Source organism: Duganella sp. LjRoot269, assembly GCF_964254095.1.
GTDB lineage: Bacteria > Pseudomonadota > Gammaproteobacteria > Burkholderiales > Burkholderiaceae_D > Rugamonas > Rugamonas hordei.
Genome location: NZ_CAXUSL020000001.1, coordinates 3,617,947 through 3,636,135, shown reverse-complemented (window position 1 = coordinate 3,636,135; position 18,189 = coordinate 3,617,947). Strand labels below are relative to the sequence as shown.

At 64.0% G+C, this 18,189-nt stretch carries 14 protein-coding genes; 1 reads left to right on the top strand and 13 read right to left on the bottom strand.

All coding sequences use genetic code 11. The features are described 5' to 3' along the window. Positions 1-6 precede the first annotated feature (6 nt). The 8 genes from moaD to kbl form a co-directional block, all read right to left on the bottom strand. Entirely contained in the window at positions 7-261 is a 255-nt protein-coding gene (gene moaD / locus ACSQ3S_RS16270) for a molybdopterin converting factor subunit 1 (protein WP_176650598.1), read from the bottom strand. Further along, a complete protein-coding gene (locus ACSQ3S_RS16265) occupies positions 261-1,481 on the bottom strand; it encodes a molybdopterin molybdotransferase MoeA (RefSeq protein ID WP_436143023.1) in 1,221 nt (406 codons plus the stop codon). Before ACSQ3S_RS16265 ends, moaD begins: the two co-directional genes overlap by 1 nt. Before the next feature lies 1 nt (position 1,482). Then, complete coding sequence (gene thrC, locus ACSQ3S_RS16260; protein WP_436143022.1) at positions 1,483-2,961, bottom strand: threonine synthase; 1,479 nt, start codon at positions 2,959-2,961, stop codon at positions 1,483-1,485. 145 nt (positions 2,962-3,106) lie between these two features. Continuing rightward, on the bottom strand, positions 3,107-3,637 hold the full coding sequence (locus tag ACSQ3S_RS16255) for an FxDxF family PEP-CTERM protein (RefSeq protein ID WP_436145032.1): 531 nt from the start codon (positions 3,635-3,637) through the stop codon (positions 3,107-3,109). 51 nt (positions 3,638-3,688) lie between these two features. Next, complete coding sequence (locus ACSQ3S_RS16250) at positions 3,689-4,234, bottom strand: FxDxF family PEP-CTERM protein (protein WP_436143021.1); 546 nt, start codon at positions 4,232-4,234, stop codon at positions 3,689-3,691. A gap of 311 nt (positions 4,235-4,545) precedes the next feature. Then, entirely contained in the window at positions 4,546-5,949 is a 1,404-nt protein-coding gene (locus ACSQ3S_RS16245; protein WP_176650593.1) for an L-serine ammonia-lyase, read from the bottom strand. Between the two features lie 31 nt (positions 5,950-5,980). Continuing rightward, positions 5,981-6,949 carry an NAD-dependent epimerase/dehydratase family protein gene (locus tag ACSQ3S_RS16240; protein WP_176650592.1) on the bottom strand — a complete coding sequence of 323 codons (969 nt, stop codon included), beginning with the start codon at positions 6,947-6,949 and terminating at the stop codon, positions 5,981-5,983. A 26-nt stretch (positions 6,950-6,975) separates the two neighbouring features. Then, the gene (gene kbl, locus ACSQ3S_RS16235) at positions 6,976-8,181 is read right to left on the bottom strand and encodes a glycine C-acetyltransferase (RefSeq protein ID WP_436143020.1); all 1,206 of its coding nucleotides are present in this window, start codon (positions 8,179-8,181) and stop codon (positions 6,976-6,978) included. A 170-nt stretch (positions 8,182-8,351) separates the two neighbouring features. On the opposite strand from kbl, the gene ACSQ3S_RS16230 reads away from it, so the two are divergent. After that, the gene (locus ACSQ3S_RS16230; protein ID WP_176650590.1) at positions 8,352-8,927 is read left to right on the top strand and encodes a helix-turn-helix domain-containing protein; all 576 of its coding nucleotides are present in this window, start codon (positions 8,352-8,354) and stop codon (positions 8,925-8,927) included. Between the two features lie 4 nt (positions 8,928-8,931). Here ACSQ3S_RS16230 and ACSQ3S_RS16225 read toward each other — a convergent pair whose 3' ends face one another. From ACSQ3S_RS16225 to ACSQ3S_RS16205, 5 genes are all read right to left on the bottom strand, one after another. Beyond that, on the bottom strand, positions 8,932-10,134 hold the full coding sequence (locus ACSQ3S_RS16225) for an ammonium transporter (protein ID WP_176650589.1): 1,203 nt from the start codon (positions 10,132-10,134) through the stop codon (positions 8,932-8,934). Positions 10,135-10,303: 169 nt separating this feature from the next. After that, positions 10,304-12,811, bottom strand: a complete 2,508-nt coding sequence (locus tag ACSQ3S_RS16220) for a zinc-dependent metalloprotease (RefSeq protein WP_436143019.1) — start codon at positions 12,809-12,811, stop codon at positions 10,304-10,306. Beyond that, a complete protein-coding gene (locus ACSQ3S_RS16215; RefSeq protein ID WP_436143018.1) occupies positions 12,808-14,979 on the bottom strand; it encodes a prolyl oligopeptidase family serine peptidase in 2,172 nt (723 codons plus the stop codon). The genes ACSQ3S_RS16220 and ACSQ3S_RS16215 overlap by 4 nt, the downstream gene beginning before the upstream one ends. 92 nt (positions 14,980-15,071) lie before the next feature. Further along, positions 15,072-17,480: a putative bifunctional diguanylate cyclase/phosphodiesterase gene (locus ACSQ3S_RS16210; RefSeq protein WP_436143017.1), complete on the bottom strand. Its 2,409-nt coding sequence runs from the start codon at positions 17,478-17,480 to the stop codon at positions 15,072-15,074. Between the two features lie 14 nt (positions 17,481-17,494). Continuing rightward, positions 17,495-18,136 carry a methylamine utilization protein gene (locus tag ACSQ3S_RS16205; RefSeq protein WP_436143016.1) on the bottom strand — a complete coding sequence of 214 codons (642 nt, stop codon included), beginning with the start codon at positions 18,134-18,136 and terminating at the stop codon, positions 17,495-17,497. Positions 18,137-18,189 lie beyond the last annotated feature (53 nt).

The following is an 18,189-nucleotide window of genomic DNA, read 5'->3' as shown; positions in this document are numbered from 1 at the left end:
AGGCGGTCAGCCGCCGGTGACCGGCGGGAAGAACGCCACTTCGGCGCCGTCGGCCACGGCGGCATCGGCGCCGCACATGACCTGGTTGCAGGCCATGCGCAGCGCCGGACTGCCCAGCGCCTTGTTCCATGCCTCGCCACGCGCAGCCAGGTGCGCGCGCAGTTCGCCGACGGTGGCAACGCCAGCCGGCAGTTCCAGCGTCTCGGACGACGCGCCCAGCGCCTCGCGCACGCTGGCGAAAAATTTTACGGTAACGGCCATCAGTGCATTAACTCGCTAAACGGTATAAATCGAACCGTGTCGCCGGCCGCGATGGTCTGGCCGGGCGGATTGTCGATCACGCCATCGCCCCACACGGTCGACGTCAACACGCCGGAGCTCTGGTTGCTGAACAGTTCGAGGCCGCCGGCGACGTTGATGCGCACGCGCAGGAACTCGTTGCGCTTGTCCGCCTTCGGCCAGTTGAAGTCGGCCCGCATCGCAAACGCGCGCGGCGCCAGCGCGCCTTCCACGCCCTGCAGCCGCAGCACGAACGGGCGCACGAACATCAGGAAGGTGATGAAGCTCGACACCGGATTGCCGGGTAGTCCGACAAAGAACGCCTGCCCCACTTCGCCGAACGCCAGCGGCTTGCCCGGCTTGACGGCGATCTGCCACATATTCAGCTTGCCTTCCGCCTCCACCGCCGGCTTGATGTGATCCTCCTCGCCGACCGAGACGCCGCCGGAAGTGATGATCAGGTCATTCTTCCGCGCGCATTCGCGCAGCACCGAGCGGGTCGCTTCCAGCGAGTCCGGCACGATGCCGAAATCGCTGATTTCGCAGCCCAGGTTTTCCAGCAGCGCACGCAGCGTGAAGCGGTTGGAATTGTAGATGGCGCCAGGCGCCAGCGGCTCACCCGGCATCGTCAGTTCGTCGCCAGTGAAGAACACGGCCACGCGCAGCTTGCGCTTGACCGGCAACTCCGCCAGCCCAACCGAAGCCGCCAAACCCAGTTCCTGGCTGCGCAGGCGCGTGCCGGCCGGCAGGATCACGCTGCCGTTGGTGATGTCCTCGCCGGCGCGGCGTATCCACTCGCCGGATTTCGGCGCATGCTTGATGGTGACGATATTGCCGACCAACTCGCACTGCTCCTGCATGACGACGGCGTCCGCGCCCTCCGGTATCAGCGCGCCGGTGAAGATGCGCGCCGCGGTCCCCGGCAGCAAAGGCTGGCCGACATGGCCGGCCGGGATGCGCTGCGATACCGTCAGCGCCGCGTTGCCGCCGGCGCAATCGGCCGCGCGCACCGCGTAGCCATCCATCTGGGTGTTGTCCATGCCCGGCACGTTCATGCCCGACACCTGCGCCTTGGCCAGCACGCGGCCGTTGGCCGACAGCGTCGACACGACTTCGGTGTCGGCCAATGGACGCGCGGCGGCGTCCATCAGGGCCAGCGCTTCGCTGACCGCCAGCATCGGCTTGGGCTTGTATTCAGTCATTTCAGAGACCAGTGTTCGCCGCGATGTAGGCCTTCATCTTCTCCACGTCCGGCGGCATGACGACGAACTTCTGCGGCAGGTCCTCGATATTCTCGAAGCCTTCCGGACGTTCGGCGTCCTCGCCCAGCGCATCGAGGATGGTCTCGTTGAACTTGGCCGCCAGCGCGGTCTCCAGCACGATCATCGTCACGCCGGGTTCCAGGTTCTCGCGCGCGACCTTGATGCCGTCGGCGGTGTGGGTGTCGATGACGATGCCATAGTCGTCGGCCACGTCGCGGATCGTGTTCAGACGGTCCTCGTGCGTCGACTTGCCGGACTTGAAGCCGTACTTGGCCACCAGCTTGAACTCGTCGCCGTCGCTGCCAGGCTTGCCGGACAGGTCGAAGCCGCCGTGGCTCTCGACTTTCTGGAACAGGGCGCGGGTGCGGTCGCCGTCGCGGCCCACCAGGTCGTAGATGAAGCGCTCGAAGTTGGACGCCTTGGAGATGTCCATCGACGGGCTGCTGGTGTGATAGGTCTCGGCCGACTTGCGCACGCGGTACACGCCGGTGCGGAAGAATTCGTCGAGCACGTCGTTTTCGTTGGTGGCGGCAACCAGCTTGTCGATCGGCAGGCCCATCATGCGGGCGATGTGGCCGGCGCAGATATTGCCGAAGTTCCCCGAAGGGACCGTAAACGACACCTTCTGGTCGTTGGACGTGGTGGCCGACAGGTAGCCGCGGAAGTAGTACACCACCTGCGCCACGACGCGCGCCCAGTTGATCGAGTTGACGGTGCCGATCTTCTGTTTGGCCTTGAACGGCAGGTCGTTGGACACCGCCTTGACCATGTCCTGGGCGTCGTCAAACACGCCTTCGATGGCGATGTTGAAGATGTTCGGATCCTGCAGCGAGAACATCTGCGCGGTCTGGAAGGCGCTCATCTTCTTGTGCGGCGACAGCATGAACACGCGGATGCCCTTCTTGCCGCGCATCGCGTATTCGGCGGCGCTGCCGGTGTCGCCGGAGGTGGCGCCGAAGATGTTCAGTTGCGCGTCCTGCTTGGCCAGCGTGTATTCGAACAGATTGCCCAGCAATTGCATCGCCATGTCCTTGAAGGCCAGCGTCGGGCCGTTGGACAGCGCCTGCAGCACCAGCTTGGTGCCGTTGTCGCCCTCTTCCAGCACGCGCAGCGGCGTGATCTGGCCGGCCTTCTCGCCTTTGCGGGCGTTTTTGTAGACTTCCTTGGTGTAGGTCTTGGCGGTCAGCGCGCGCAGGTCGGCTTCCGGAATGTCGGTCGCGAACTTCCTCAGGATCTCGAACGCCAGGTCGGCGTAGGACAGCTGGCGCCAGGCATCGAGCTCGGCGCCGGTCACCTGCGGGTAGGCCGACGGCAGGAACAGGCCACCATCGACGGCCAGGCCACCCAGAAGGATGTCGGAGAATTGTTGGGAAGACGAGGAAGCGGCCGATGCGGCGGCGCGGGTAGACACGTATTGCATAGATTAGAAAAGTCCGGTTGGGCTGACGGCTAAAGGGCAGAACGGTGCAAAGGAGCGGTTATTATAGTGCGAGCAAGCCGATGGCACAAAAAAAAGCCCCGGAACCGGTCCGGGGCGTTGCGCGGCCTTGGCGGCCTCGACACTTTTATGCGCTTTTGCGGCGGCGCATCCAGCCCATCACACCCAGGCCGGCCAGCAGCAAGGCATAAGTTTCAGGTTCCGGCACCGGCGCCGGCGTCAGATTGACCGTAAAGCCATACGTGGTATCACCCGCAACTCTGGAACCCGCCACTTCCAGGTAGTAAGCGGTATTGGCCGCCACCGCGACATTGGAGAAATACCAGTAGCCTGAGCCAGCCTGCGCCACGGAGGAATCGCTGGCCGACACCTCGTAACCGGCCGGGCCGATCAGCGCGTTGCTGGCGGCGCTATGGATCGAGAACGACGTGATGGAGATGCCCAACTGCTGCAGCAGCGAGTCGGTCAGGTAGCCGGAACCATCCGTGGTGAATGTGTAGTGGTCGACGAACGTGCCCGCCGCACCGGTGAACGCCTTGTCGACACCGGCGGTCCAGTCCACGACCAGTGAATTCAAGTCGTAGTCAGTCGCCTGGGCCGACGAGGTAAACATACCCGCTGCGAGCGCTACGGCAGCCAGTGCCGCTTTCGTGGTCATATTCATGTTTGTGCCTTTAGGTTGGATGGGAGGAGGCTGAAAATTCTCGCGTCAGGACTTTTTGCCGGCATTGCGTTTGCGGCGGGCCACCAGGCCCAGTACGCCCAAACCGCCCAGCAACATGCCGTAGGTTTCCGGCTCAGGAACCGCAGTGACGATCTTGCCGTCCAGCGTCAGCGAGCCGCGGCTGTGGAACTTGCCGGTCACGGTAATGGTGTAGTTGCCATTGATCAGGCTCAAGGTCGGCAGCGTCCAGAGCTCGCTCGTGCCGGTCTGCACCTGGTTGCCGGAACTGCCAGTCGGACCACTCAACGTAAAGGAGTACAGGTCAAGTCCACCGGTGACGCTGGTCGACGACACCTTGAAATCGCTGAAGGTCGACCATGTGGTCGGGCTGGCCAGCGTAAATGTAAAGGTATCGGTGAACAGGGTTTCCGCAGGATTGGTGCGGCCATAAGTGATGCTGTTGTGCGCTACGGTGCCGGTCAGGGCCAGCGGCGCACTCACATCCAAAGTGGTCGCTTGCGCGCCCGACCATCCCACCACACCCGCAAGCAATACGCCTACAACACTGACTTTTTTCAGCGACATCTTCATAAAGACACCTTTTAAGTAGTAGTGGGGCCAGTACTGCAGCCAATATTAAAGCCCTGAAAATTTCTGAATTAGGATTAATGTATCACTGCGGACAGATTTTTTGTTATCAATTTTAAATTTTAAATTTCCCCCGAGTCAACTTTTCTCGAATGCATGGGTTTCTGATTCCGCCCAGAAATTTTTACCGCAAATTCGGCCTAAAACATTTTCTGGGGAAATTTTGTGATGCAAGTGCACAACAAACCCTTTCCGCAAAACAATTGCGGCAAAAAAGGGCTGTTGTATTTTGGCAGCAGCGCGGCACGCCCGAATTAGCAAGCCGCGTGATTGACAGTGATGACGTGGATGGCGAGGCCGCCCAGCGAGGTTTCCTTGTACTTGGCCTGCATGTCGGCGCCGGTCTGGCGCATGGTTTCGATCACTTCGTCGAGGCTGACGAAGTGGGTGCCGTCGCCCTTCAAGGCCAGCGAGGCGGCAGTGATGGCCTTGACGGCGCCCATGCCGTTGCGCTCGATGCAGGGAATCTGCACCAGGCCGCCGATCGGGTCGCAGGTCATGCCCAGGTGATGCTCGATGCCGATTTCGGCCGCGTTTTCGATCTGGTTGTTGCTGCCGCCCAGCGCCGCCACCAGGCCGGCCGCAGCCATCGCGCAGGCCACGCCGACTTCGCCCTGGCAGCCGATTTCGGCGCCGGAGATCGACGCGTTACGCTTGCACAGCATGCCGATGGCGGCCGCCGTCAGCATGAAATTGCGCACGCCGGTGACCGGGTCGCTGGGCTTGCAGTCTTCCGCGTAGTAGCGCAGCACGGCCGGTATGATGCCCGCCGCACCGTTGGTCGGCGCCGTGACGACACGGCCACCGGCGGCGTTTTCCTCGTTGACGGCCATTGCGTACAGGCTGACCTGGTGCAGCGCGTCGTGCGGCAAGTCGTTGGCGCGGTTGTCGGACGCCTTGGCGTCGCTGGCCTGCTTCCACAGATTGGCGGCGCGGCGCTTGACGTTCAGGCCGCCCGGCAGCTGGCCCGGCGTTTCCAGGCCGTGGGCGATGCAGTCGCGCATGACCTGCCAGATCTTGTCGATGCCGGCGTTCAGTTCCGCATCCGTGCGCTTGACGTTTTCGTTCGTGCGCAGCATTTGCGGAATGGTCAGGCCGCTGCGCTCGCCGTGGGCCAGCAACTGGTCCATGGTGTCGAACGGATAAGGAATGGCCGACGCGGGCGCGCTGCCGGACACCGGGGCGGCCTCGTGTGCCTCCCCCTCCTCCTTGATGAAACCCCCGCCAACCGAGTAATACACCTTGCCGAAGGTGCTGCCGTCGGCGCGCGTAACGGTGAAACGCATGCCGTTCGGATGCTCGGCCAGCGATTCGGCCATATGGAACACCAGGTTGACGCCGCGCTTGAACGGCACCGCGTGCTTGCCCAGCAGCTTCAGCTCGCCGGCGGCTTCGGCTGCCGCCAGTTGCGCATCGACGCTGGTCGGCACCACGTCCTGCGGGGTTTCGCCCATCAGGCCGAGAATGACGGCCTTGTCGGTCGCGTGGCCGATGCCGGTCAGCGCCAGCGAGCCATACAGCTCGGCGGTCACGCCGGTGACGTCGTCCAGCGGAGCGCTATCGAGCAGAAACCGGCGGGCCGCCACCATCGGTCCCACCGTGTGGGAACTCGACGGCCCGATGCCGATTTTAAACAGGTCGAATACGCTCATGTCCATCAGTTGTCTCGCTTTTTTATAGTGTGTTGAATTACGCCGCTTTGCCCAGATGGACATCGACGTTGGCCAGCATGTCGGCCACCATCTCCTCGACGCCGATGCGGGCTTTCCAGCCCCAGTCGGCGGTCGCGGTGGCGTCGTCCAGGCTTTGCGGCCAGGTGTCGGCGATGGCCTGGCGGCTGTCCGGCTTGTAACCGATCTTGAAGTCCGGCAGCGCGCGGGTGATCGCGGCGGCCAGCTGTTCCGGATTGAACGACACGCCGGCCACGTTGTAGGCCGAGCGCACCTTGACCTGTTCGGCCGGCGCGTCCATCAGTTCGATGGTGGCGCGGATGGCATCGGGCATGTAGATCATCGGCAGCGTGGTCTGCGGGCCGAGGAAGCATTCATAGCGCTCGCCGCGCAGCGCCGAGTGGAAGATGGCGATGGCGTAGTCGGTGGTGCCGCCGCCCGGTGGCGACTTGAAGCTGATGATGCCCGGGTAGCGGATCGAGCGCACGTCGACGCCATACTTGATGAAGTAGTACTCGCACAGGCGCTCGCCGGCCAGCTTGCTGATGCCGTAGATGGTGGTCGGATCCATCACCGTGGTTTGCGGCGTATTGACGGCCGGCGTGTTCGGGCCGAAGGCGGCGATCGACGAAGGCCAGAAGATGCGCAGCGGCTTGCCGATGGCGCCGCGCTCACGCGCCACTTCCAGGATGTTGAGCAGGCCGTCCATGTTCAGCGTCCAGGCTTTCAGCGGCGCCGCTTCGCCGGTGGCCGACAGCATGGCCGCCAATTGGTAGACCTGGGTGATGCCCTCTTGCGTGACCAGCGCCGACAGCGCTTCCTTGTCCAGCACGTTCAGCGGCGTGTAGCGCGCCGCGTTGTACAGGTTGGTCGGGCTGATGTCGCTGGCGATGACGTTTTGCGCGCCGTGCTGGGCGGCCAGGGCCTCCACCAGTTCACTGCCGATCTGGCCGTTGGCGCCGATAACAAGGATGCGTTGTTGTTCCATTTTTATGTTCCTGACGATTTTCATGTTTAGTTTTTCAGCAGGCCCAGTTCTTGGCCCGCCTGTTCGAATGCTTTGAGCACGGTGTCCAGCTGTTCGCGGGTGTGAGCCGCCGACAGTTGGACACGGACGCGCGCCTGGCCCATCGGGACCACCGGGTAGAAGAAGCCGCTGAGCAGAACGCCCAGCTCATACATTCGTGCCGCGAATTTCTGCGCGACGGGCGCATCGAACAACATGACAGGAACTACAGGGTGCGTACCGGGCTTGATGGTGAAGCCGATACGCTCGATCTCCTTGCGGAAGTAAGCGGTGTTTTCATGCAGGCGGTCGCGCAGCTCGGTCGATTGCGACAGCTGCTGCAGCACCGCCAGCGAAGCGCCGGCGATCGACGGCGCCAGCGTGTTGGAGAACAGGTAGGGACGCGATTTCTGGCGCAGCATGTCGATCACTTCCTTGCGCGCCGAGGTGAAGCCGCCCATCGCGCCGCCCAGCGCCTTGCCCAAGGTGCCGGTGATGATGTCGATGCGGCCCATGACGTTGTGGTGCTCGTGCGTGCCGCGGCCGGTCGCGCCCATGAAGCCGGAGGCGTGGCATTCGTCGATCATCACCAGCGCGCCGTACTTGTCGGCCAGGTCGCAGATCTTGTCCAGCTGGGCGATGGTGCCGTCCATCGAGAACACGCCGTCGGTGACGATGACCTTGTGGCGCTTGTCGGACGCCGCCTGCAGCTGCACTTCCAGATCGGCCATGTCGTTGTGGGTGTAGCGGAAGCGCGCGGCCTTGCACAGGCGGATGCCGTCGATGATCGAGGCGTGGTTCAGCGCGTCGGAGATGATGGCGTCGTTTTCATCGAACAGCGGCTCGAACACGCCGCCGTTGGCGTCGAAGGCCGCCGCGTACAGGATGGTGTCCTCGGTACCGAGGAACTTCGAGATCGCCTGTTCCAGCTGCTTGTGCACCGTCTGGGTGCCGCAGATGAAACGTACCGACGACAGGCCGTAGCCGTATTTCTCGGTCGCGTCGATCGCGGCCTGGGCCACCCACTCCTGGCCGGACAGTCCGAGGTAGTTGTTGGCGCACATATTAATCAAGGTGCGGCCATCCTCGCCCACCACTTCCGAGCCCTGGCGCGACGCCAGCACACGCTCGGGCTTGTACAGGCCCTGCTCGCGCAGCTGGTCGAGGTTTTGCTGCAGGCCGCTGAAGAAGGAGGTTTTGGCTTGGATGGTCATGATAGTCCTTGTGTGTGGTACGATTTCACCGCGTTTACACTGTCTTATGCGAAATCCGTTATTTCGAACTCAAATTCAATATATCGAATATTACAGAGAACCAGTGAACTCTGCAAGCCGCGCACCAGCGGCGATTCAATTGAAATTTAGTCCATCTGCCGAATAAAACAATGAAAACACCTGTTTCGACAAACGCCCCACCGGAAGTCGGCGCCGCCCTGCAGCGGCTGCGCCTGGCGCGCGGCCTGACCCTGGAAGACCTGTCCCGGATCGCGGGGGTCTCCAAGTCGATGCTGTCGCAGATCGAGCGCGAGAAGGCCAACCCGACCATCGCCATCACCTGGCGGCTGGCCAATGCGCTGGGAGTGCAGATCGGGGAACTGCTGGCAACGGCCGAACGGGAGACGGAGACCGTCCGCGTGATCGAGGCGCACGAAATTCCTACCCTGCCCGGCCATCACGCCGGCTACGTGCTGCGCATCCTGGGCCCGCTGGAACTGGCGAGCAAATATGAGTGGTATGAACTGACGCTGGTGCCGGGCGGCGAACTGGCCTCGCAGGGACATGATCCTGGCGCGCAGGAACACCTGACGCTGCTGCACGGTTCGGTGGAAGTGGAAGTGGGACCCGACAAGAAGAAGGTCAAGCTGGGCAGCACGGCGCGCTACCCGGGTGACCAGCAGCACATCATCCGCAACGTCGGCAAGACCGAGGCGAAGGCGCTGCTGGTGGTGATACACCGTTAATTGGTTACCAATTCGACTCCCGCTCCGGAGTCGATGTGATGCGGTGGATCGACAGGTCGGCCCCCTGGAACTCCTCCTCCGGATCGAGACGCAGGCCGAGCGTGGCTTTCAGCAGGCCGTAGATGGCGAAGCCGCCGATCAGGGCGATCGCCACGCCGAGCAAGGTGCCGCCCAGCTGCGCCGCCAGCGACACGCCGCCGATGCCGCCCAGGGCTTTCTGGCCGAAGATACCCGCCGCGATACCGCCCCACGCGCCGCACAGGCCGTGCAGCGGCCACACTCCCAGCACGTCGTCGATCTTCCATTTGTTCTGCGCCAGCGTGAACATCCAGACGAACACACCGCCGGCGATGGCGCCGGTGGCCAGCGCGCCCAGCGGGTGCATCAGGTCCGAGCCGGCGCACACCGCCACCAGGCCGGCCAGCGGCCCGTTGTAGGCGAAGCCGGGATCGTTCTTGCCCATCAACAGCGCGACCAGCGTGCCGCCGACCATCGCCATCAGCGAATTGACGGCCACCAGGCCGTTCATCTTGTCCAGCGCCTGCGCGCTCATGACGTTGAAGCCGAACCAGCCCACCGTCAGAATCCACGCGCCCAGCGCCAGGAAAGGGATCGACGACGGCGGATGGGCGGCGATGGCGCCGTTCTTCATATAGCGTCCACGGCGGGCGCCCAGCAGCAGCACGGCCGGCAGCGCGACCCAGCCGCCGACGGCATGCACCACCACCGAACCGGCGAAATCGTGGAACTCGGCGCCGAAGGCGGAGGCCAGCCATTGCTGCACGCCGAAGCGGTGGTTCCAGACGATGCCTTCAAAGAATGGGTAGACAAAGCCGACCAGCAGCGCGGTGGCGACCAGCTGCGGATGGAAGCGCGCCCGCTCGGCGATGCCGCCCGAGATAATCGCAGGAATCGCCGCCGCAAAGGTCAGCAGGAAGAAGAACTTGACCAGCTCATAGCCGTTTTTGGCAGCCAGCACGTCGGCCGAGGAGAAGAAATTGACGCCATAGGCGATGCTGTAGCCGACAAAAAAGTACGCAATCGTCGACACCGCAAAATCCACCAGGATCTTGACCAGCGCGTTGACCTGGTTTTTCTTGCGCACCGTGCCCAGCTCCAGAAACGCGAAGCCGGCATGCATGGCCAAAATCATGATGGCGCCGAGCAAAATGAACAATGCGTCGGCGCCGTCTTTGTATCCACCCATCAAGATTACTCCCCAAAATAATGCAAAAGTTAAAAACGAATATGAGTAAAAGCAATATTCGTTCCACTTTGGTGCAAATTTTAAGTGACTGATTTCGCTGGGTTTTGTTTTGGTGAATACTTCGCACCACCGTCGTGCGCACCGAAAGATGGCATCATTTTGGTGCAGATCAGATCGGAGCTCCCGGAGGCACAGCAGGCAAGGCCCGCAGTTTGACGCTGCGCGGATCGGCCAGATAGCCGGCAATCAGCTCGGCCGCCTGCTTGCGGCTGCCGGCCGTGACACCTTTGCCGGGATTCTTTTGCAGCCACTGCGCCAGCTCGCGCACCGATTGCCGCACCTCCGCCGCCACCTGTGGATGCAGTTTGCCGCCGTCCAGCAGGTTCAGCATGGCGTCGGCCAGCACCCAGTCGGCCGCCAACTGCACCGCTTCGCCTCCGACGACCGAGGCCGGCACCGGCTCGCGCTTCCAGGTTTTTTGCAGCAGCAACGACAGCACTTCCTGCACGCCGGGCTGTTGCGCGTCGCGCGCGTGCTGCCAGGCGACGCGGTTGATACGGTTGGCGTCCAGCAGGAAGCCGGCCGTTTGCGCGGCGCCCGCCTCGGCGATCGAGAAGGCGTCGAACACCGAACCCATATTGGTGGCGAAGTATTCGCGGCTGCGTTCATGGCCCATCGCCGGCGGCGTCAGGACGTCCAGCACGCCGGCCGGCAGCGCCAGGTATTCGGCGCGCAGGCTGTCGGCCAGGCGGTTCAAAGCCTGGCGCTGAATCGCCGCTGGCGTGGCCTTGATGCCAGCCTTGCCCAGGCCGGCCTTGACGTCGCCCGCGCTGGTGTAATCGAAATCTCCGCCGCCGATCAGTCGCGCCACCGCTTCGCCCTGATAGCGCTGCAGCAGGTAGACAGGGACCAGCCGCGCTTCCAGCTCGCCGATCTGGCGGGCGTCCGGCAGCACATCCACCGAGAAGGTTTGCAGCGCGCGCTGGCGGACGGCGCCCAGTTGGTCCCAGGTCTTGATCGAGTCCGGTCCGAAGTCCCACAACAGGCCGTCGGGATGGCTGGAGCCTGGCGAGCGGTCGTCCTGGTCGCTGGAGTACGGCATGCCGGCTGCGCGCGCATCGGCGCGCAGCTTGGCCAGCGCCGCCTGTTCCTGAGTGCCGCCGCCAAAGTCGCCGTAGATGTATTTGACGATGTAGTCGTCCCACGGCCCGACGCCGACGCCATAGGCATCCGCCAGATCGACATTGCCCCTGGCGTCAAGCTTCAGTATCGGATGGGGGTAATCCATCACCGAGCCGTTGCCGTTGCCCATGCGGCTGGCCGCGAAATTATGGGCGAAGCCCAGCGTGTGTCCCACTTCATGCGCGGCCAGCTGGCGCAGTCGGGCCAGCGCCATTTCCTCGGCCAGCTTCTGCTTGTCGGCCGGAGCGTTCTTGCCGTACGGGGCAAGCAGGCTTTCGGCGATCAGGATGTCCTGGCGCACGCGCTGCGAACCCAGCGTGACGGCGCCGCGGATAATCTGTCCGGTACGCGGATCGGCCAGCGCGTTCCCGTAGGACCAGCCGCGCGTTGCGCGGTGTACCCAGTGGATGACGTTGTAGCGGATGTCCATCGCATCGACGCCCTCGGGCAGCAGCTCGACGCGGTAGGCGTCCTTGAAGCCGGCCTTCTCGAAGGCGCTGGCCCACCACGAGGCGCCGGCGATCAATGCCGAGCGCACGGGCTCCGGCGCGCCGCGGTCGACGTAGTAGACGATGGGCTTCTTGACGGTGCTCACCGCCGCCGACGGATCGGTCTTTTCAAGGCGGTGCCGTACTTGCCAGTGAACGTCGATGCTGCTGGCGAGCGGCGTGGCGAAGTCGTAGTAGCTGGTGTCGAAGCCACCGGAATATGGATGGTAGGCGCGTGGCTGCCAGCCGCCGGCTTTTTCACCCACCTCGGGCAGGCGCACCATGCTGATGCGCTGGCGCAGCGACAGGCTGGCGGGATCGGCGCCAACCTGGCGCACATACTCGGCCTGTCCGGGACCGGCAAAGGTCAGCAGCGACTCCAGTTCGATGTTGTCCGGGAAGGCCTTGGCCTCTTCCGCCAGCACAGCGCTACGCGTGGCATCTACCTGGTAGGCGCCCTGCTTGGCGGCCGTCAGGCGCGCGACGACGCCGTGACGGTCGGCCAGCAGGAAGCTGGAGAAGTCGATGAGATGACGCCCGCCATCAGCGGCGAGAATGTCGCCGGACCACAGTACGGCGCTGGCAAAGGATTCCTGCACGGCGGCGCGTTCGTCCTTGTCCGGCGAAGCGGCGATGAAGTTGGTGTTTTCCTGGACCAGGAACAGCCTGGCGCCACGTTTTTCAAAGTGCGCCATGCGCATCTCGCCCGGCTGGCCGCGATCGAGGCCGACGTCGTTCGAGCCCAGTGCGTAAGGCAAGGAACTCAGTAGCAGGAAGGGCTGGTTCAACGCGGCCACCGACAGCAGCACCCTGCCCTTGTCGGTATCGCGCCAGACGTCGATGAAGCCCGGCTGCGATTGCATGCCGCGCGTGACGTCGGCGATCTGCCTGGCAGCCGGCGCCGTGGACGAAACGGCCGAAGGCGAAGCGGCGGCGCCAACCACCGGTGCCGCGCCCGACATCAAAATGGCGAGCAGCAGCGGCCCGGCGGCTGGCGCGGCCCTCACTGCTGGCCCGCCGCTTTGACGCCTTCAGCGGCGCCGTCCATCTTCAGCGCGCGGCTCAGGAAGCCCCAGCGGTCCGCCACTTCCTCGATCTGCTTGGTGGTCGGCTTGCCGGCGCCGTGGCCGGCCTTGCTGTCGATACGGATCAGGATGGGCGCGCCGCCCGGCGCCTGATCGGCCTGCGCGGTCGCGGCGAACTTGAAGCTGTGGGCCGGTACCACGCGGTCGTCATGATCGGCGGTGGTGATCATGGTCGCCGGATAGCAGGTGCCCTTCTTCAGGTTGTGCAGCGGCGAGTACTTGACCAGCGCCTTGAATTCGTCGGCGTTGTCGGACGAGCCATAGTCCGAAGTCCAGGCCCAGCCGATGGTGAACTTGTGGAAGCGCAGCATGTCCATCACGCCGACCTGCGGGATCGCCGCCGCGAACAATTCGGGACGCTGCGTCATCGCCGCACCGACCAGCAGGCCGCCGTTGCTGCCGCCGCCGATGGACAGCTTGGCCGGCGACGTGACCTTGTGCTCGATCAGCCATTCGGCCGCGCCGATGAAATCGTCGAACACATTCTGCTTCTGCAGCTTGGTGCCGGCCGCATGCCACGATTCGCCGTACTCGCCGCCGCCGCGCAGGTTGGCCATCACGTAGACGCCGCCCATTTCCAGCCACGCCAGGTTGGCGACCGAGAACGACGGCGTCAGCGAGATATTGAAACCGCCGTAGCCGTACAAGTAAGTAGGATTGCTGCCGTCCAGCTTCAGACCCTTCTTCGACACGATGAACATCGGCACCTTGGTGCCATCGCGGCTGGTGAAGAATTCCTGGCGTGTCTCAAACAAAGCCGGGTCGAAGTCCACCTTCGGCTGGCGGTACACGCTGCTCTTATTGGCCTTGAGGTCGTAGCGGTAGATGGTCGACGGCGTGGTAAAGCTGGTGTACGAGTAGAAGGTTTCGGTATCGGCGCGCTTGCCGTTGAAGCCTCCGGCCGAGCCGAGGCCCGGCAGTTCGATATCGTGCAGCGGCTTGCCTTTGAGGTCGAACACCTTGACCAGGCTGTGCGCATCGCTCAGGTAATCAACCAGCAGCTGGTTGTTGACGATGGATGCGGACACCATCGTGTTGCCACTCTCGGGCACGATCTGCTTCCAGTTCAACACGCCCGGCTTGCGGGTGTCGATGCTGATGATGCGGCCGCGCGGCGCGTTGCGCTCGGTGCGGAACCAGAACACGGAACCGTCGTTGCCGATGAAGTTATAGGCCGCGTCGAAGTCCTCCAGCAGCGGCACCACCTTGGCGTCCTTGCGCGACAGCTCCTTGTAGTAGACGCGGTTCTTGTTCTCCGTGCCCTGCGACGCGGTGATCACCAGGTATTTGCCATCCTCGCTCACTTCGGCGCCGAAGCCCCAGTCCTTGTGGTCCGGCCGGTCGTAGACCAGCGTATCCGCGCTTTGCGGCGTGCCGACCTTGTGGAAGTACAGCTTCTGGAAGTAGTTGACGTCGGCCAGCTTGGTCGCTTCCTTCGGCTCGTCGTAGCGGCTGTAGAAGAAGCCGGAACCGTCGTGCAGCCATGCGGTGCTGGAGAACTTGACCCACTTGATGATGTCGTCGGTGTCCTTGCCGCTGTCGATGTCGCGCACCCTGATCTCGTTCCAGTCGGAGCCGGATGCCGCGGTGCTGTAGGCCAGGTAACGCCCGTTCGGGCTGACGGCCAGGCCGGCCAGCGCCACGGTGCCGTCGGCGGCCAGCGTGTTCGGATCGAGCAGCATGCGCGGCACGTCGGCCAGCGTCTTCATCGTGTACAGCACCGACTGATTCTGCAGCCCGTCGTTACGGCTGTAGAAATAGCGGCCGCCTTCCTTGAACGGCACGCTGAAGCGCTCGAAGTTCCACAGCTTGGTCAGGCGCGACTTGATCGCGCCGCGGCCCGGGATCTGCGACAGGTAGCCCTGCGTCAGCTTGTTCTGCGCCTCGACCCAGGCGTGGGTCTCGTCGCTGTTGGCGTCTTCCAGCCAGCGGTAGGGATCGGCGATGGTGGTGCCGTGGTAGTTGTCCTGCTGGTCCACGGTGCGGGTGATCGGGTAGTTCAGCGTTGCGCCGGGGGCCGGGCAGGTTTGCGCCAGGGCGGAGGCTTGCGACAATATCAGGGAGGCCAATAGCGATAAACGTCGTTGCATGTGTGATCCGTATCAAAGTAAGGTTCAGGAACACAGATCATAACGTGAAGTTTAGCAAATTTGAAACGTTAGGCCGGAAGCCAGGACATTTTTTATTTGGCGTAGCTGACGTCGTCGGTGGCGATGGCGGCCGGCGCCTGCCACGTCTCCAGCCAGGAAATGAACTGGTCGCCGGGGATCGGACGGCTCATGAAGTAGCCCTGTCCCTGGTCGCACCCCAGTTCGGCCAGCAGGCGCCATACGGCTTCGCTCTCGATGCCCTCGGCCACCACGCGCAGGCCCATGTTGTGACCGAGGTCGATGGTCGAGCGCACGATCTTGGTGTCGCCGATGTCGTTCTCCATGTTCAGCACGAAGGACTTGTCGATCTTCAGTTCATTGACCGGCAGCCGCTTCAGATACGCCAGCGACGAATAGCCGGTGCCGAAATCGTCGATCGACAGGTCCACGCCCATCGCGCTCAGGCGCTCCAGCGTGTTCTGGGCGCGCACCGGATCGTCCATGATCGCGCTCTCGGTGATCTCCAGGCAGAACGAGCCGGGAGCGAGCTTGTGGCGCTCCAGCAGGTCGGCAAACTTGGCCGGCAGGTCCTGGTCCAGCAAGTCGCGCGTCGACAGGTTGACCGACACCTTCAGCGGATAGCCCTTGGCCGCCAGCTCCTGGCACAGCTCCGCCGACTTCTCCATCACCCAGCGCGTCAGCACGCGGATAAAGCCGGTCTGCTCGGCGAACGGAATGAACTCGTCGGGGAACACGTTGCCGCGCTCGGGATGGACCCAGCGCACCAGCGACTCCATGCCCACCACCTTGCCGGTATCGAGCATGATCTTCGGCTGCACGTGCAGGCGGAACTCGTTGCGCTCGATGGCGTTGCGCAGCTCCGTCAGCAGCGACAGGCTCTTCTCGCTGGACTTGTCCATCGCCACGTCGTAGACCACGGCGCCGTCGTTGCGCTGCTTGGCCGCGTACATCGCCACCTCGGCCATGCTCAGCAAGGCGACGCCGTCGCTGCCGTGGGCCGGATAGCCGGCGATGCCCAGGCCCGCGCCGATGTCGACCGTCTGGTCTTCCAGCGACAGCGGCGTCTCCAGCGTCTGCAGGATCTCGGCGGCCATGCGCTGGGCCGAATCGAGGTCGGAGGCCGGCAGCAGCACGGCGAATTCGTCGCCGCCTAGCCGCGCCACCTGCGCCGACGACTGGCGCCGGTTCGCCAGCAGCAGCTGCAGGCGGCCCGCCACCTGGCGCAGGAGCGCATCGCCGAAGTTGTGGCCCATGACGTCGTTGACGTGCTTGAAGCGGTCCAGGTCCATCATCAGCACGAACACCGCTTCATCGCGCTTGCCCGCGTCGGCCAGCGCGTCGTTCAGCAGCAGCAGGAACTGGGCGCGGTTCGGCAACCCGGTCAGCGTGTCCCAATACGCCAGCCGGCGGATTTCCTGTTCTCGCTTGGCGATCCCCTCGCGCATCGCGTCGAAGGCATGCGCCAGCGCGCCGATTTCGTCTTCGCGGCTGGTGTCGATCTGGCCCTTGTAGTCGCCCTGCTCCAGACGCTTGGCGGTTTCCGCCAGTGAGCTGATCGGCTGGGCGATGCGCTTGGCGGTGAACACGATGGCCAGCGCCGAGACGGCGATGCCGGCCAGCGTCAGGCCGATCAGCCAGTGTTCGAGGCGGGTGTATTCGGCGGTCGCCTCGTCGATGGAGCGCGCCAGCAGCACGCTGGCGGCTTGGCCGTTGTCGCTGCCGATCGACAGCAGGCGCGCGCTGTACTGGCTGCTCTCGACCGTCATGTCGAATGGCCCTTCCGGCGTGGACGGCAAGGCCTGCAGCTGGTCGACCACGGTTTGCGCCGACGCGCCGAGGAAGGTCGAGCCCACGGCCATCCAGCGCCCTTGCGGGTCGCGCGTCAGCACGGTGGTGTGCAGCGAGCTGACTTCGCGCATGTCGGTGGCCAGCTGGCGGTCGATCGGGAAGGTCATCACGATCCAGCCGATGGTGATCGGCGCCTTGACCGGCATGACGACGATCTGGTACGGCCGGCGGTCGACGATGGCGATGCCGTTGGCGCCGTCGGAGGCTTCGGCGGCGTCGAGCATGCTGTCGACCAGTTTTTCCAGCCCGGCCGACTGGCTGTTGTTGGTCGATACGCTGATCTTGCGCTCGGCGCTGATCAGCATCGTCAGCGAAGCCTTGATGCGGCGCCCGCTGTTGGCCAGCGCCGACTCGATGGTGGCGCGGTCGCTCTCGTCGTTGTTGCCGATGGCGGCCACGAAGGCGGTGTCGCGCGCCAGCAGGCGGGCGCCGAAGCGCAGGCTTTGCGCGTTCTGGTCCAGCAGCCGGCGGAACACCTTGGCGCCGTTGCTGAGTTCGCTACTGATGCTGAGCCGGGCGTTGTTGTCGATGCCGCGCTGGATCACCAGCAGGCCGGCCACCTGCACGGCGATGATCAACACCAGGAACAGCGTGACGATCCGGCTTTCCAGGCTGCGAAAACGAATGCGCATGCTCAGGCCATCCCTCAGTAATTGGACGAGGATGCGTCTTCGGCCGACGCCGCCTTCATCGGCAGCTTGAACACCGCGGTCGCCAGGCTGTCGCCCGCCTTCACCGTCAGCGGCTGTTCGGGGGTGGCGCCGCCGACCGTGTTGTAGTGCCAGGCCTTGACCACGTATTTGCCGGCGGGCAGCTCGATGCGGGCCGCGCCGGCGCCGTCGGTCTTGGCGAAGTTCGGCGTGTCGACCACCTTGACGTAAGCCAGCATCTTGTCATGGATGTTACAACCGAGCACAACCGTGCCTGCCTTGTCGAACACCTGGGGCGCGGCCGACTGGCCGGAATACAGCTTCTGGTCGAATTTATGGGCCGGCGAGAAGGAATAGATGTGGTGGCGCACCTTGTCGTTGTTCGGGAAGAATACCTTGCTGCCGGTTTGCACCACGCTGACCAGGGGCAGGAACTTCAGGCCCTTCTGCTCGATCTCCGCCGTGGCGGGCGCCTTGCCGGCCGCCGGACCGCCTTCGGGCTCGACATAAATCACGGTGTCGGGCAAGGCTTTGCCGGCCGCGTCCTGCACCTGCACGGTGAGACCGCTGGCGCCGGCGCCGGCGGCGCTCCAGGCCAGCAGGCAGAACAACAGGGATCGACGGACACAACGACGCATGGGGAGCCTGAACTTTATTTATGACAAGCACATATTGTACCGATTGTAGCGAC

Excerpts from the sequence above, each read along its gene's own strand:
- ACSQ3S_RS16245 (WP_176650593.1), bottom strand. The coding sequence starts at position 5,949 with ATGGACATGAGCGTATTCGACCTGTTTAAAATCGGCATCGGGCCGTCG.
- ACSQ3S_RS16250 (WP_436143021.1), bottom strand. The coding sequence starts at position 4,234 with ATGAAGATGTCGCTGAAAAAAGTCAGTGTTGTAGGCGTATTGCTTGCG.
- ACSQ3S_RS16265 (WP_436143023.1), bottom strand. The coding sequence starts at position 1,481 with ATGACTGAATACAAGCCCAAGCCGATGCTGGCGGTCAGCGAAGCGCTG.
- moaD (WP_176650598.1), bottom strand. The coding sequence starts at position 261 with ATGGCCGTTACCGTAAAATTTTTCGCCAGCGTGCGCGAGGCGCTGGGC.
- ACSQ3S_RS16230 (WP_176650590.1), top strand. The coding sequence starts at position 8,352 with ATGAAAACACCTGTTTCGACAAACGCCCCACCGGAAGTCGGCGCCGCC.
- kbl (WP_436143020.1), bottom strand. The coding sequence starts at position 8,181 with ATGACCATCCAAGCCAAAACCTCCTTCTTCAGCGGCCTGCAGCAAAAC.
- ACSQ3S_RS16205 (WP_436143016.1), bottom strand. The coding sequence starts at position 18,136 with ATGCGTCGTTGTGTCCGTCGATCCCTGTTGTTCTGCCTGCTGGCCTGG.
- thrC (WP_436143022.1), bottom strand. The coding sequence starts at position 2,961 with ATGCAATACGTGTCTACCCGCGCCGCCGCATCGGCCGCTTCCTCGTCT.
- ACSQ3S_RS16225 (WP_176650589.1), bottom strand. The coding sequence starts at position 10,134 with ATGGGTGGATACAAAGACGGCGCCGACGCATTGTTCATTTTGCTCGGC.
- ACSQ3S_RS16215 (WP_436143018.1), bottom strand. The coding sequence starts at position 14,979 with ATGCAACGACGTTTATCGCTATTGGCCTCCCTGATATTGTCGCAAGCC.
- ACSQ3S_RS16255 (WP_436145032.1), bottom strand. The coding sequence starts at position 3,637 with ATGACCACGAAAGCGGCACTGGCTGCCGTAGCGCTCGCAGCGGGTATG.
- ACSQ3S_RS16240 (WP_176650592.1), bottom strand. The coding sequence starts at position 6,949 with ATGGAACAACAACGCATCCTTGTTATCGGCGCCAACGGCCAGATCGGC.
- ACSQ3S_RS16210 (WP_436143017.1), bottom strand. The coding sequence starts at position 17,480 with ATGCGCATTCGTTTTCGCAGCCTGGAAAGCCGGATCGTCACGCTGTTC.